The sequence below is a fragment of the Stenotrophomonas sp. 22DLJC03 genome (genome assembly GCF_056861405.1).
Genome location: NZ_JBSPUG010000001.1, coordinates 948,878 through 962,885, shown reverse-complemented (window position 1 = coordinate 962,885; position 14,008 = coordinate 948,878). Strand labels below are relative to the sequence as shown.

The 14,008-nt window shown below is 66.1% G+C and carries 10 protein-coding genes; 5 read left to right on the top strand and 5 right to left on the bottom strand.

Features of this window, described 5'->3' with window-relative positions; all coding sequences use genetic code 11:
- Positions 1-23 precede the first annotated feature (23 nt).
- Together AC13GA_RS04480 and AC13GA_RS04475 are read right to left on the bottom strand one after the other, a co-directional pair.
- On the bottom strand, positions 24-1,028 hold the full coding sequence (locus AC13GA_RS04480) for a 2-hydroxyacid dehydrogenase (protein WP_482997601.1): 1,005 nt from the start codon (positions 1,026-1,028) through the stop codon (positions 24-26).
- A 98-nt stretch (positions 1,029-1,126) separates the two neighbouring features.
- A complete protein-coding gene (locus tag AC13GA_RS04475) occupies positions 1,127-4,000 on the bottom strand; it encodes an autotransporter outer membrane beta-barrel domain-containing protein (protein ID WP_482997600.1) in 2,874 nt (957 codons plus the stop codon).
- A gap of 230 nt (positions 4,001-4,230) precedes the next feature.
- On the opposite strand from AC13GA_RS04475, the gene AC13GA_RS04470 reads away from it, so the two are divergent.
- The 5 genes from AC13GA_RS04470 to AC13GA_RS04450 are packed head-to-tail and all read left to right on the top strand — an operon-like array spanning position 4,231 to position 10,249.
- The gene (locus AC13GA_RS04470) at positions 4,231-4,764 is read left to right on the top strand and encodes an RNA polymerase sigma factor (RefSeq protein ID WP_447782961.1); all 534 of its coding nucleotides are present in this window, start codon (positions 4,231-4,233) and stop codon (positions 4,762-4,764) included.
- Positions 4,761-5,729 carry a FecR family protein gene (locus tag AC13GA_RS04465; protein ID WP_046983294.1) on the top strand — a complete coding sequence of 323 codons (969 nt, stop codon included), beginning with the start codon at positions 4,761-4,763 and terminating at the stop codon, positions 5,727-5,729. Before AC13GA_RS04470 ends, AC13GA_RS04465 begins: the two co-directional genes overlap by 4 nt.
- Positions 5,730-5,740: 11 nt before the next feature.
- A complete protein-coding gene (locus tag AC13GA_RS04460) occupies positions 5,741-8,539 on the top strand; it encodes a TonB-dependent receptor plug domain-containing protein (RefSeq protein WP_482997599.1) in 2,799 nt (932 codons plus the stop codon).
- Between the two features lie 49 nt (positions 8,540-8,588).
- Positions 8,589-9,545 (top strand): hypothetical protein, encoded by a 957-nt coding sequence (locus AC13GA_RS04455; protein WP_482997598.1) that lies wholly within the window; start codon positions 8,589-8,591, stop codon positions 9,543-9,545.
- Complete coding sequence (locus AC13GA_RS04450) at positions 9,542-10,249, top strand: hypothetical protein (RefSeq protein WP_337302065.1); 708 nt, start codon at positions 9,542-9,544, stop codon at positions 10,247-10,249. Before AC13GA_RS04455 ends, AC13GA_RS04450 begins: the two co-directional genes overlap by 4 nt.
- Positions 10,250-10,334: 85 nt before the next feature.
- Here the strand turns inward: AC13GA_RS04450 and AC13GA_RS04445 are convergent, their stop codons facing one another.
- The 3 genes from AC13GA_RS04445 to ispH form a co-directional block, all read right to left on the bottom strand.
- Positions 10,335-11,000, bottom strand: a complete 666-nt coding sequence (locus tag AC13GA_RS04445) for a lysoplasmalogenase (RefSeq protein ID WP_482997597.1) — start codon at positions 10,998-11,000, stop codon at positions 10,335-10,337.
- Complete coding sequence (locus AC13GA_RS04440) at positions 10,997-12,880, bottom strand: M61 family metallopeptidase (protein ID WP_482997596.1); 1,884 nt, start codon at positions 12,878-12,880, stop codon at positions 10,997-10,999. Before AC13GA_RS04440 ends, AC13GA_RS04445 begins: the two co-directional genes overlap by 4 nt.
- 157 nt (positions 12,881-13,037) lie before the next feature.
- On the bottom strand, positions 13,038-13,988 hold the full coding sequence (ispH, locus tag AC13GA_RS04435; RefSeq protein ID WP_004148461.1) for a 4-hydroxy-3-methylbut-2-enyl diphosphate reductase: 951 nt from the start codon (positions 13,986-13,988) through the stop codon (positions 13,038-13,040).
- Positions 13,989-14,008 lie beyond the last annotated feature (20 nt).

Sequence of the window (14,008 nt, the reverse complement as noted above, 5' to 3'; positions counted from 1 at the left end):
CAACTCGCCGATACGCGCCTGTATCACTCCACACCCAGCGCATTCGCACACACCCGCCCCGCCGCGAAATCCCGCAGATTCCCCAGCGTGATCGCCGAGATCTCCTGCAGCGCCTCCACGGTGAAGAAGCCCTGGTGGCCGGTCACCAGCACGTTCGGGAAGGTCATCAACCGCTGGAAGGCCTCGTCGTCGATGATCTCTCCGGAAAGGTCCTGGAAGAACAACGCGCTCTCCTGCTCGTACACATCGATGGCCAGATGACCCAGCCGACGCGACTTCAGCGCGCGGATCACCGCATGGGTATCGACCAGCCCGCCGCACGAGGTATTGACCAGCATCGCGCCCGGCTTCATCCGCACCAGTGAGGTGTCGTTGATCAGATGCTGGGTGTCCGGTGTCAAAGGGCAATGCAGCGACACAATGTCTGCACGGGCCAGCAGTTCCTCCATGCCCACCATCTCGCCCACATCCGCAAAGCCTGCCGACGGATACGGATCGTGCCCCAGTACGGTGCAGCCCATACCCTTGAAGATGCGCGCGGTGGCCAAGCCTATCTTGCCGGTGCCGACGATGCCGACCGTGCGGCCATGCAGGGTGCGCCCAAGCAGGCCATCCAGCATGAAATTGCCCTCGCGCACGCGGTTGTAGGCGCGGTGGGTCTGACGGTTGAGGGTCATCACCAGTGCCAGTGCATGCTCGGCCACCGCTTCTGGCGAATAGGCCGGCACGCGGGCAACAAACAGGCCAAGCGCCTTTGCCGCTGCAAGATCTACATTGTTGAAGCCCGCGCAGCGCAGCAGCACTGCCCGCACACCCACTGCATGCAGGGCGTGCAGCGCCGGTGCATCAAGTCGATCATTGACGAACACACAGACCGCCGCGCAATCCTGGGCCAGAGCAGCCGTATGCACATCCAAGGCCGCATCGAAGTAGACAAACACGAAGCCCTCTCCAGCGGCGTCGCGCTGGTTGGCTTCCTCAAGGAAACGACGATCGTAAGGGCGGGCGCTGAAGACGGCGATCTGCATGGAAGAGCCTGGGTGGGATGCCACGCCGACCATACCGCAGCAACGCGCCTTCTGGGGACGGCACCGGCGATGTCCACATCGCCGGTGCCGTGTACCGCTTAGAACTTGTAGCCCAGCCCCAGCATCACGCCATGCTGGATCTGCCCGTCGCGGCGCTCGCCTACATAATCGGCCATGATCGAGAGACGCTCGCTGGCCCGGCTGGTCACACCCAGGTTCCAGGCCAGCACCTGCTCGCCCACGGCCTGGCTGCTGGCACCGAACACCAGATCCGGTGCAGCGGCGAAACCGGTGCTGTAACGGGCCTGCGAGTCGCCCAGTTCCTTCTGCCAGACCACGCGGGCGCGCGGCGTGATGCGCTCGCCGTTGTTGCCCTCGAAGGTCTTGAACAGCTGCAGGCCTGCGCCCACGCGGATGCTCTCCAGGCTGCCGCTGCGACCCACCAAGGCACCCGCGCCCTGGCCTTCATTGAAGCGGGTGGCCGAGGTGCGCGCGTAATCCACCACCGGCAGCAACGGCTGGATCACCAGTCCCTTGCCGGTGGTGAAGGAGAACGCGTGCTCCGCCCGTGCGGAGATCGCATCGTTGCTGTACCTGGCGCGCAGTGGCTGCTGCAGGCCATCGATACCGCCGATGCTGCGGCGGGTATCGTGGCGCAGGTCGGTGTAGCGCACCGCTGCCGACAGGTAGCCCCGCGAGTAGGTCGCATCCAGGTAGCCGCCCACGTCCAGCGCGCGCACATCGCCGGTGAACCCGGAGCCGTCACTGGCCTTTGTCGACATGTCGGCCGCTGCCACGCTGACGCCGAGGGTAACGCGGTCATCGGCCACGCGGGTGTCGGCACCGATCACGATGCCGCCGATGTTGTGGCTGAGCCCCGCCACGCCACCGTCGGCATCGATGCGGCCATGGCTGGCGAAACCGCGGGCCCAGATGCCATGGTTGCGTCCAGCATCACCGCTGCCCGCAGCGCTGCCCGACGCCGGCTCGACCAGATGCATGGCGAGCTGGTTGAACAGGCTGCCATGGCGCATGCCCGGTTGAGATGAGACCGACTGCGCGGCCTGCGAAGCCAGGCCGTCGGCGTCCCCGCCGCTGCGCATCGCGGCCTGGTGCTGCTGCACGACGTTGCCGATGCTGCCCACCAGCGCAGTGTCGGCCAGGCGCAGGCTGGCGTGCGCATCACCGCGCAGGGCTCCGGCCTGCTGTGCGATTACGTCGCGATCGGCGAACTGCAGTGCACCGAGCAGCGACTTCAGGCCTTTGTCCTGGCGATCGGAGGCGGTTGCCAATGCGCGGCCCAGGCCATCGCCCGAAGTGCCGTTGGCGAACAGCCCCACCTGGTCGAAGCCGGGGTTGGCGGTCAACCACAGACCATCGGCGGTCTGCTTCACATTGAAGCTCAACAGCGAGTTGTGGCGCGGGCGGAACACATCACCACCAGTGATGCTGGCACTGTAGCCGGTATCCCCCAAGCGCACGGCTTCTTCGAAACCACCTTGGTAGATCGGTCCTTCCACCAGATCGCGACGGAAGTCCTGGCCGTAGTAGCCCTGTGCCACGTTCAGTTCGAGGAAGGCGCCCTTGGAGATCACCAGCGCGCCGTCGGTCTGTTCGTCATCGAAGAAGGTGCCCACGCGCAGGCGGCCTGTTGCCGTGCCGCCGCCCTCGGTCACATCGAACAGCACCTTGCCGCCCGGCATGATATTGACGTAACCATGGGTGACCAGATCACCACCGCGCGGCATCAGTGTGCCGAACACGCGCAGGCGATTGAAGCCGTCTTCACGGTAGGAAGGGCCAGTGCCTTCGCCCAGTGCATTGAGATCCATCGCCGTGCCGGCAACGTCGCCGTGGCCAACCAGCATGCCAGCCCCGAGCACGCGCACTTCCGAGGCGCGCAGGGCACCGCCTTCCAGGGCGATGGTGCCGTTGTCCACCAGCATGAAGTCCGCACCCGTGGTAGCGGACGTGCGCCAGGTGGCGCCATTGGTCACGCGGATCACACCCATGGCGTTGTCCAGCGTAGAGGCATCCAGATCCGCCAGACGCAGTTTGGACAGCAGCAGGTCCTGGATATCCGGGTCATTCAGGTAACCCTGCACCGACAGCGGGCCGATGCCCTGCGGGCCGCGGCTCGAAGCGTTGTAGATGCTCTGCGCAAGGTTGATGTAGGTGGATTGCCAGTCGGTATTCCAGCGCGCGAAATCATCATCGACGAAGGCCTGCAGCTGGCGTCCGGTACGCAGGTAGCCTGGATTGATATCGCCGCTCACGTTCGCGCTCACATTCAACGTGTCGCCCGGATCGCGGTACCCGTTGGCGGTGATGATCCTGTTGCTGTAGATGTCCTGGCCCGGGAATGATTCCAGCTTGCTGCCGCTGCCATCCGGATCAAAGGTGATGGAGGCCCCCGTGCTGCGGGCTGGATCGCGGAACACCAGCAGCCCGTTCGGCTGTACCACTTCATACATGGCCTTGTGCAGCAGGCCGGCATCCATGCCGCCGCCATAGTTGCCGGTGTAGATCTGGGTCATGCGCGGCGACGGCGTGTAGATCACCTTGCCACCGCTGCTCGCCGCGTGGATCTGCACCGAGTCGATGATCGGCAGGTCGCCGGCCAGATACCGCTCGACACCACCGGACTGCATGATCGAGCAGGATGAAATGCAGTTGCCGGACACGATGGTGTTGAGGCCGGAGGTGCGGATCACTCCCTGCAGCCACTCGCCGGCGATCAACGCGCCACCATTGGAGGTGCGCAATACCACTTCGCGGATCGGCCGGCCTTCGGCCTGCGCTTTGGCCAGCAGTGCCGGCAGGGACACCACGTCGGCGTAGGTCACGTCGCCACTCAGGAAGATGCGATCGCCCAGCACGTGATAATTCATTGCCATGACGTCATCAGCCACGGACATGGTGGCGACACCCATCAGCCCGGCCAGGGCCAGGCTCAACTTCGAATACTTCATGTGTTCTCTCTCCACCCGCAACACGCGGGTAGAACGATCAACGCCGCAGCGGGGCGATCTCCCCCAGTGGATCCGGCGCCGAAAGATGAATATATTCACAATGAGAATTCGATCGATGCACACTCTTCCCCATCCGGTCATCGTCGCGTAAAACTCGATGACGCATCTGCCACCGACACGCGAGGCCTGCCCTGTCCACCCCGTCCCCCCTGCTCCATCGCGCGCCGCAGCTGCCTGCGCCTGCGGATGCCTTCATCGCGTTCATACGCGAAGAACGCGCGCCGCTGTGCGCGTTCCTGCGCACGCGAGGGGTCGGGCCGGAAGATGCGGAGGACATCGCACAGGACTGCATGGAGCGGTTGATCCGCTATCGCGCGCAGGGCCCGGACGAACTGCGCCTGCTGCTGTATCGTATCGCCCGCAACCGCCTGGCAGACCGCGGCCGTTCGCCGCAGTCGCGGCCGCACCTGCCGCTGGCCGAGCACGATGGCAGCGACGAGCCTTCCAGTACCTCGCCCGATCCATTGCGCCAGGCCGAGTCCGGGCAGATGCTTTCCCTGCTCCGGCAGGCCCTGTTCAAACTGCCCGAGCGCGCGCGCGAGGTGTACCTGCTCAACCGGATCACCGGCATGAGCTATACACAGATTGCGCGGCACTGTGGAATCACTGCCAAGACCGTGGAAAAACATATTGCCCGCGCCCTGCAGGGCCTGCGCCAGGAATTGGGGCCGGATCCACTGCATAACGACAGGGACGCTGAATGAGCCGCCACCGGCACATGGAAGACGCCTCGGTGTTCGAACGCGCCAGCACCTGGGTGGCGCGGCTGGAAGCCCCGGACTGCACAGCGGACGAGCGTGAAGCGTTCGAAGACTGGCTGGCTGAGGACCCTGCCCATGTCAAAGCCTGGGTACAGGCCGAGACCCTGTTCCAGCAGGGCGAAGGGCTGGCCACCGACCCCTGGTTGCGGACCGCCGCAGCGCGCGCCGCGCGACCTGCCCGCCGTCGCCTGCTGCCCGGCCTGGCCGCGGCCGCCGGCATCTGCCTGGCCATCGGCATCGGCTGGATGGTTGCGGTGGATGGCAATCCGACACCGCAGCTGTACGCCAATGACACCCGCCTGCCGCGCCAGTTGACCCTGGCCGATGGCAGCGTGGCCACGCTTGATGCTGGCACCACGCTGCGCGCCAGCTTTGGCTGGCGACATCGCGAACTGGATCTGGAGCGCGGACGCCTGCAGCTGCAGGTGGCGCCATCGAGCAAGGCACTGCGGCTGCAGGCTGGCAACAGCACGATCCGCGACATCGGCACCACCTTCCAGGTCGAGCGCCTGCACGATGGCCTGGTCGAGGTCGCACTGCTGGAGGGCGCAGTGGAAGTCAGCAGCGGCACGGCCCAGCACATGCTGGCACCTGGCCAGCAGCTGCAGGTGCTGCCCTCCGGGCGCATCCAGCCTGGCCCAGCGCTGTCATCCAACGCGGCCGCCGAAGGGTGGCTGCACGGGCAACTGGTCTTTGATGCCACGCCACTGTCCATCGTGGTCGAGCGCATGAACCGCTATGGCCGCACGCCGCTGGTGATCGCCGATCCGGAGATCGCCGATCTGGCGGTAAGTGGCACGTTCCGCGCGGGGGATGCACAGGAGCTGCTGTCCGCACTGGAACTGGGCTGGTCCGTTGCTGGCCAGACGCGCCCGGATGGCGCGCTGGAACTGCGCCGCACGTACTGAGGAGGCCGGCAGTGAAGGCAGGTCCGGGTGCGCTGCAGTGGGGGCTGCTCCGCGCCTTGCTTTATCTGGCAGTGGGTATAGCGGCATTACCGGTGGCCGATGCCAGCGAGCCTGCCGGCACGCTGGAGATCGATGTGGGCGCCGGACCATTGGTCCCGGCGTTGCAGCAATGGGCACGGCAGAGCGGTACCGCCCTGCTGTTCGATGCACGTGAGCTGGAGGGGCTGCGCACCAACGGTAGCCATGGCCAGCGTGATACGGCAACCGCGCTGAAACAGCTGGTCGGCGGCCTGCCGGTGAACATCCTGCGCACATCCTCAGGCGCCTTTGTCATCCGCCGCGTTCACGCCGAACTACCGGCCAAGGTATCGAAAGCCCCGGCAGCGGCCCACGCCATACGCACCGTGCCCAACGCGCCCGATGCAGCACCGCAGGTGGAACTGGCACCGATCCACGTCACCGGCAGCCGCCTGCCGCGCACCTCGGTGCAGACAACGCTGCCGGTCACCACCATCGACCGCGACGACATCCTGCGCAGCGGCTACGGCAACCTGTTCGACCTGTTGCGGCACCTGCCGGGCATGAACGGCCATCCGGCCATGAGCACCTCGCGCAGCGGCGATTCGCAGTACCTGCCAGTGGGAGCGGCCGCGACAACCAGTCTCGACGGCATGGGGCCGCGAGCGACGCTGTTCCTGGTCAATGGCCGGCGCCTGCCCCGCTATCCAATGGTGTCGCTGGAACAAGGCGGGCTGACCGACCTGGGCGGTATTCCGCTGAGCTTCGTCGATCGCATCGAACTGGTCCGCGGTGGCGCCTCCGCCATCTACGGTGCCGACGCGATGTCCGGCGTGGTCAACATCATCCTGCGCGATCAGGCCGATGGTCCCGAAGCCATGCTGCAGACCGGGCTCAGCAGCCGCGGCGATGCCGGGCAGTACCGGGTGCAGGCAGCCACCGGTAGCCTGCGCGAGAACGGCGACCGCTGGTTTGCGGGCCTTGACCTGCATCGTGTCGAGCATGTGGCCGGTGATCGCCGCGACTGGCATGCGGAAACCTCGCTGTATCCGATCGGCGCGATCTTCGGCAACTGGTACGTGCCGGCCCGGCGCTGCGAGCCCCCGTTGAAGCGCCGCGAGGATGGCTGCTGGTTCGACAGTGCCCGCCCGCGCTCGCTGCAACCGGCCTCGGATACCGCATCGGCCTACCTGCATTACCGGCACGAACGCGGTGAAGGACGCTATGCCTATGTCGAAGCACGCGCCAGCCACAACCGGCAGCGCTTCGACCTGGGTCCAACCGCCATCGCCGTGGTCGCGCGCGGAATCACCTTCAACAGCGTCATGCATGAAGCCGGCAATGTGCGCCCCAGCGTTCGCGCCACCGATACGGATGTCACCTTCGGCATCGGCCGCGACCAGGGCCGGCGCAGCTGGGAAGCGGGAATCAGCGGCCAACGCAGCGGAGTCACGCTGTCCACCGCAGGCACCGTACGTGCGACCCGGTTGCTGGAAGCCACGCAGTCGCGACGGTTCCTGCCCGGCTTCGACGCACCACCTGCCGCCGAAGCAGAGACATTGTTCCCATCGATCCGCAACCGCGGCAGTACCGAACAATGGCAGGGCTGGTGGGGTATGCAGCGCGAACTGATGCCGCTGCCCGGTGGCCCTGCGCAGCTGGCCACCGGCATCGACCTGCGCCATGAGCGCTGGACATCGCGTCCCGACGCGCTGCTCAGCCAGGGTGACCTCGCATTGGGGCTGCCACAGCAGCAACGTCGCCTGTCGCGGCAGAGCAGCGGCGTCTACGCCGAGCTCGGCCTGCCGCTTGCGCCCACGCTGCGCGCGGATCTGGCCGCTCGCTGGGATCGTGATGGCGGTTTCATGGCGTTCTCGCCCCGGGCCGGCCTGCGCTGGAGCCCGACGCCGCAGTGGTCGTTCCTGCTGGCCAGTGGACGCGGCTATCGCGCTCCCAGCCTGTTTGAACAGCGGCGACCGCCCGGCTACTTCGGCTCGATCACGCTGCCCGCCTCCAGCGCGCTGCCGGAATGCGCGATGACCATCAGTGATGGTCGTTGCAGCGTCACCGCCGAGGTGGTGGAGAACGACGCACTGAAAGCCGAGCGCTCGCGCAGTCATTCGCTGGCCGCCACCTGGACACCCAACGACACCTTCTCACTGTCGCTGACCCACAACATCGTCGAACTGCGCAACGAGATCCTGGCCCTGCAGCCATCCGACGCAGCGTGGAACCGCAGCACCTGGCAGCTGGACGAAGACGGCCAGCTGCGCAGCCTGCGCCTGTCCTTCGACAACATCGGGCGCACCACGTCCCGCAACTGGGTGCTGCGCGGCGAGTACCGTATCGATGCCGGCAGCAACGGCCAGTGGCTGTTCTCGCTCGATGCATTGAAGCAGCAGGAACTGCGTCGTCGCCGCGACCATGAGCCTGCGGTGGACCTGCGCGGCCATGTGACGCCGGAGATCGCCGCCGTACTGAACGTGCAATGGCAGAACAGCAATTGGGATATCGCGCTGCGTGGCAACCAGACCGGACGCACGCGTGCGTGGCTGCCCGGTGCCGAGTGCCCGCAGGAGCAGATCGAACTGAGCCACTGCATGAACCCGCGGCAGCTTCGCTGGAACCTGCACCTCGCACGCCGGCTGGGCCCCCGCATTGTCGCCGCGGTGGATGTGCACAACGTGCTCGACACGCAGCCGGTGAACTATCTGGTCGGCAACGGCGGACAGATGCCGGGGCTGGACGACCCACTCGGCCGATACTATCTGCTGACCCTGCAATTCCGCTGAAGCGTAGTAACCTACGCGCCCTGCTCCACCGGTCTGCCACCTCCACCCCATGAAGGCCTATCTCTGGTTCTGGGGCGCGTTCCTGCTGTTCTTCGCGTTGCCTTTTCCCTGCATCCTCTATTTCGGCACGTCATGGCCGGTGGCGCTGGCTGATCGCAGTGCACCGTGGCTGGCAGTGCTGCTGCTGGCGTTGTCGCTGGCCTTGTGGCTGGTCCTGCTGCTCGCCTTCCTGCACTACCTGCTGCTCGGCCCACCACGTGCCCTGCATCGGGTGCGCTCGATCCTCGCCAACGGTGAGCCACGCACTACACTGATCAAGCAGGCCGAACAGACTGGCGTGCATGTGCGTGGCTTCGCGCAGTGGAAGCTGCAGTTGGCCTTCCAGAACCTGTCCGGCACGCCGATCAGCGAGCAGATGCTGGTGGTCGACAGCAAACCCCAGCTGCAGCGCTTCGTCGTCGGCAATCACCTCGATGCACGCCTGAGCCGCACGCCAGGCGAATTCCCCAACGTGGTGCTCGACGGCGCCCATCCCGAGCTGGATGTTGCCAGCCTGTGGCGGCGTGGGATCGGCGGTGGCATCGCCATCGTGGTGGTTGCCAGTGCCTATGTATTCACCTACCGGCTGCAGAGCGAAGGCCTGGGCTGGACCTTCCTGTCGTTCGGCCACCCGTTGCTGGTGTGCCCGCTGGTGCTGTGCGGCTACGCACTGGGCCTGCGCCTGCTCGGCCGACTGCTGCAGGCCGATGCACGTGGCGATGCGCTGAAGTACCGTGGCATCGGTGTGGAGGCCAGGGTGCTGAAGGTGCGCCAGACCGGCACCTATCTCAACGAACAGCCGCAGGTGGAATTCCAGCTGGAGTACACCGACCGCGAAGGCGCTGTGCGGCAGGCCAGCGTGCGTCGCTTCATCCCGCTGATCGAACTGGCCAACATCCCGCGCGAGCACGTGACGCTGCTGTACGACCCGGATGATCGTGGAAACGTACGCATGGAGGAGGTATGAAACAGCCTCCCCCCACCCGACTGGTGTTCTCGCTGGTGCTGCTGGTACTGGCGGGCGTGGCCGTTGCTGGCGGCGGATTGCAGACGATCAGCGAAACGCTGGGGTATTCGGTGCAGCGCGACCGGTTGCCAGCCCCCACCGGTACGCAGCCGTCGCGCGAGAATCCCGCATCGCTTGCGCCGATTCCCGATTCACGGCCGATTTCCATTCCCGAACGCAGCAACCGTCTGTTCGATGCAGACTACCTGCAGGCCGCACGCCAGGCGCTGGAGCAGCTGCCGGCGCTGGCCGGACAGCGATTGACCGTGTTCCACAGCATCCACTTCTACGACGACGGGCGCATCAACCTCGATCTGGTCGACCCCCAACAGCCAACCCACGTCGACAGCTACCATTTCGAACGCGGCCAGTGGCGCAAGGGCAACCCGGTCAACCCGCAGCAGTTCGCGCCGACCATCAGCCTGCAGCGCAGCAGCGCGCCATTGGCCCACATCGATTTCGATGCGGTGCCACGCGTAGCCCAGGCGCTTCAGGAAAAACGCAACGCATTGCAGAACCCAGCCTCCGAAGTCGGCCATGTCTACGTGGTCGTACGCAAGGCGGGCAAGCTGGTGTGGCTGCCGGATGAAATCGCCGGAGACCGCGAATCGGTGCGCCTGCAGTTCGATGCGCAGGGTGCCCTGCGCGGTGTGAGCCGCCGGTAGCCGACGCAAAAAAAGGGGACGGAGGGGATTAAGTCGCATACGACCTGATGCCACATACGACTTAATCCCCTCCGTCCCCTTTCTGCTACTTCACCGAGCGCGCGATGGCGTACTGCGCGCCGTAGTACGTGGACAACACCAGCAGGCTGGCCAGCGGCAGGCCGCCGGCGAAGCGGTCCCAGGCCAGCAGTGAATCGCTGGCCACGAACAGCAATGCACCTGCCGCGGCCCAGCGGGCGCTTCGGGCTTCCACGGCATCGGGCTGCGGGCTGCGCCACTGCCGTGCCAGGGCCAGCACCGCCATCGACGCCAGCACCACCACATACGCCAGTACCGGAATGCGCATCGGCGCCGGCAGGTGCGGCCACAGGCCCAGCACGTTGAGCACGGCAAACGCACCGAGCAGTACACTGGCGCTGGCCAGGCTACGACCGGCGTGCAGGCCGTCCCGGAAGGCGACGATGTAGCAGACATGCGCCAGCAGGAAGGCGACCAGGCCCGGCACGAACGCGTCCACCGGCAGCATCAGCGCGATGTCGCCCACGCACGAGAGCAGCATGCCGGCCAGCACCGCGCGGCGGTAGAACGGCTGTGCGGGATCGTGCACGCGCCAGGCGATGGCAGCGATCAGCAGCGTGGTGGCCGGCTTGGCCAGCCAGTGCAGCCAGCGCCCATCACCCTGCAGGAAGGCCCCGACGATGGCGAGGATTGCCATCAGCAGGATCAGACCATCGCGGGCGCGCGGTTTCATCGCGCCTTCCACAGCTCTGCGAGGCGGTCAGCCTTGCCGGCAATGCGCTCCAGCACCGGATACTGCAGGCCACCGTGGTAGGCGATGCTCATCGTTTCGATGCGATCGAACTGCTTCACCAGCAACACGATCGGCGCCTTGTCCTTTGCTGCGGCCGCCACTGCATCCTTCAAGCGCTGGCTGCTGTATTCGCGGCCACCAACCGCGATTACCTTCATGCCGGGTGCAAGACCGGCGTTGAACGCCGGGCTGTCCCAGATCACGTCACCGACCGTGCCGTTGTCGAGCACGGTCGCGCCCAGCGAATAGGCCAGCAACGCGGCCTTGGCGCGCTTCTCCTGCGCCTTGTAGGCATCGTTCGGGGCATCGCGATAGACCAGCTTCCAGCCCGCCAGTTCGAGGCCGCCGGTCAACGAACCATGGCCGTCCAGACGCCCACGCAGGAACGTCGCCCAGTCATACGGCGCGATGCCGTTCAAGGTCGCGACCACATCATCGAAGGTGTACGGATTGACGTCCCAATCGCCATTACCGACGCCGAAAAACGCACGTGCGAAGTCGTCCAGGCTGCGCCGGTTGCCACTCAGTTCGCGCAGCTTGCCCTCCACTTCCAGCCACAGCATCTGGCCGCCGGAGTAGTAGTCCTCGCTCATCTGGTAGTTGCGATAAGGCAGCGTACGGCGCTGAGCAATGGTCGGGTCGTTGGTGGTGTCCTGCAGCGGGCGCCAGGCCAGGCCCGGACGGCCGCGGTCGTAGGTCGCGGCCACGTTGGCCAGCATGTCGCGTGCCTGGTCGGTGGACCACAGCCCCGAGCGTGCGGCCAGCACCTGTCCCCAGAACTGGGTCTGCCCCTCATACACCCACAGCAGGCTGTCGCCCATCGGCACGTTGAAGTTGGCAGTGGCCAGGTCCGCGCCGCGGCGGTACTTGCCGTTCCAGGAGTGGGTGTATTCGTGCGGCAGCAGATCGCGCATCCACGCGCTCTTTTCCCACTCGGTGAAGTAGCCCGGCTCGGCGCTGTTTTCGCTGGAACGGTGGTGTTCCAGACCGATGCCGCCGAGGCGGTCGGTCAACGCCAGCAGGAACTCGTAGTGGTTGTAATGGCGCGCGCCATAGAGCTTGTCGGCCTGCTGCACCAGCGCGCGGTGCAGCTTGATCTGTTCGTCGGTCGGCTTCAGCGACTTGGCGTCGTCGGCGAACACGTTCAGATGCACCGGCACCTTCGCGCCGGGGTCGAGGTCGATGCGCTGGTGGTGCTCGCCGGCAAACAGCGGCGAATCGACCAGGTGGTCATAGGAGATCGGCTTGAACACCACGGTGTCACCGTCGCGGCGCGCAGTCTCCAACGCGGTGGCGAACGACCAGCCCTTGGGCAGGGTCACGCTGGCCTGCGCCTGCAGCTGCCGCGCATCGACGCCGGCCGGATACAGCGAGTTGGCGTTCCACTGCAGGTTGAGCATTTCCGGGGTCATCACCACCCGGCCCTGGCTGCCGCCCTGCGAGGACAGGAAATCGAAGTGGGCGACAATCTCGCTCACGCCCTCGGGCACGTTCACCTTGAACGCATAGACGTTGAACTGGTCGCGCTGCCAGGCCAGCGGCTTGCCGTTGGCAGTCACACGCAGGCCGGCCAGCTTGTCGATCGGGCCGGTCGGCGAATGGTTGCCTGGAATCCACTGCGGGTACAGCAGGGTCATCGGGCCGGGCTTGGCCGGCACCGTGGCAGTCACCTTGAAGATGCGCCGGGCCAGATCGCGCGCGTCCACATCGATGCGCAGCAGGCCGGGGGCCGCCGCGTTCGCCTGTGGCGAGGTCTGCGCCAGCGCAGGCGTGGCGGCCAGCGCGAACAGCACGGACATCACCAGGGCACGGATCTTCATCGGGCAGGTTCCAGCAGCGGTAGAACCTTTGATGCTAGGCCTGTCGAGTGCGCGGCCCCATGGCCGAAGGTCATGGTCGGTGGCGCTCCGGCCTGATGTGGCAAAACGCCATCCGGCAGTGCGAACCAAGGTTCGCACCCACCAGAGTCAGGCCCGGTCAGTCGACCAGGCGCAGGCGCAGTTCCTTCGGCAGTGCGAACACCATCGATTCCGGCTCGCCATCCAGCTCACCGACGCCGTTGGCACCCAGCTCGGCCAGCCGCGCCAGCACGCCATCGACCAGCACCTGCGGCGCCGAGGCACCAGCGGTCACGCCGATGTGCTGCTTGCCCACCACCCACGCCGGGTCGATCTCGTGCGCACCGTCGATCAGGTACGACTCCACGCCTTCGCGGCGGGCCAGCTCACTCAGGCGGTTGGAGTTGGAGCTGTTCGGCGAACCGACCACCAGCACCAGATCGCAGCGCTTGGCCAGGTCGCGCACGGCATCCTGGCGGTTCTGCGTGGCGTAGCAGATATCGTCGTTCTTCGGCCCTTGCATTGCCGGGAAGCGCTCGCGCAGCGCATCGATGATGCCGCGCGTGTCGTCCACCGACAACGTGGTCTGGGTGGTGTAGGCGAAGTTTTCCGGCTGCTTGATCTGCAGCGTGGCAACCTGCTCCACGTCTTCCACCAGATAGATCTGGCCGGTACCGGCTTCGCGGTTCCACTGGCCCATGGTGCCTTCCACTTCGGGGTGACCGGCGTGGCCGATCAGCACCACGTCACGGCCGGCACGGCAGTGGCGGGCAACTTCGAAGTGGACCTTCGTCACCAGCGGGCAGGTGGCGTCGAACACCTTCAGGCCACGGCGTTCGGCTTCCTGGCGCACGGCCTGGGACACGCCGTGCGCACTGAAGATGACCGTGTTGTTGTCCGGCACTTCGTCGAGTTCTTCGACGAAGATCGCGCCGCGCTGCTTCAGGTCATCGACCACGAAGCGGTTGTGCACCACCTCATGGCGGACATAGATGGGCGCGCCCAGCGTTTCGATCGCGCGCTTGACGATCTCGATCGCACGATCGACGCCGGCACAGAATCCACGCGGGTTGGCGAGCAGCACATCCATCAGTTCAGTCTCCCGGCAGC

Excerpts from the sequence above, each read along its gene's own strand:
- AC13GA_RS04465 (WP_046983294.1), top strand. The coding sequence starts at position 4,761 with ATGAGCCGCCACCGGCACATGGAAGACGCCTCGGTGTTCGAACGCGCC.
- AC13GA_RS04445 (WP_482997597.1), bottom strand. The coding sequence starts at position 11,000 with ATGAAACCGCGCGCCCGCGATGGTCTGATCCTGCTGATGGCAATCCTC.
- AC13GA_RS04480 (WP_482997601.1), bottom strand. The coding sequence starts at position 1,028 with ATGCAGATCGCCGTCTTCAGCGCCCGCCCTTACGATCGTCGTTTCCTT.
- AC13GA_RS04440 (WP_482997596.1), bottom strand. The coding sequence starts at position 12,880 with ATGAAGATCCGTGCCCTGGTGATGTCCGTGCTGTTCGCGCTGGCCGCC.
- AC13GA_RS04450 (WP_337302065.1), top strand. The coding sequence starts at position 9,542 with ATGAAACAGCCTCCCCCCACCCGACTGGTGTTCTCGCTGGTGCTGCTG.
- AC13GA_RS04455 (WP_482997598.1), top strand. The coding sequence starts at position 8,589 with ATGAAGGCCTATCTCTGGTTCTGGGGCGCGTTCCTGCTGTTCTTCGCG.
- AC13GA_RS04475 (WP_482997600.1), bottom strand. The coding sequence starts at position 4,000 with ATGAAGTATTCGAAGTTGAGCCTGGCCCTGGCCGGGCTGATGGGTGTC.
- ispH (WP_004148461.1), bottom strand. The coding sequence starts at position 13,988 with ATGGATGTGCTGCTCGCCAACCCGCGTGGATTCTGTGCCGGCGTCGAT.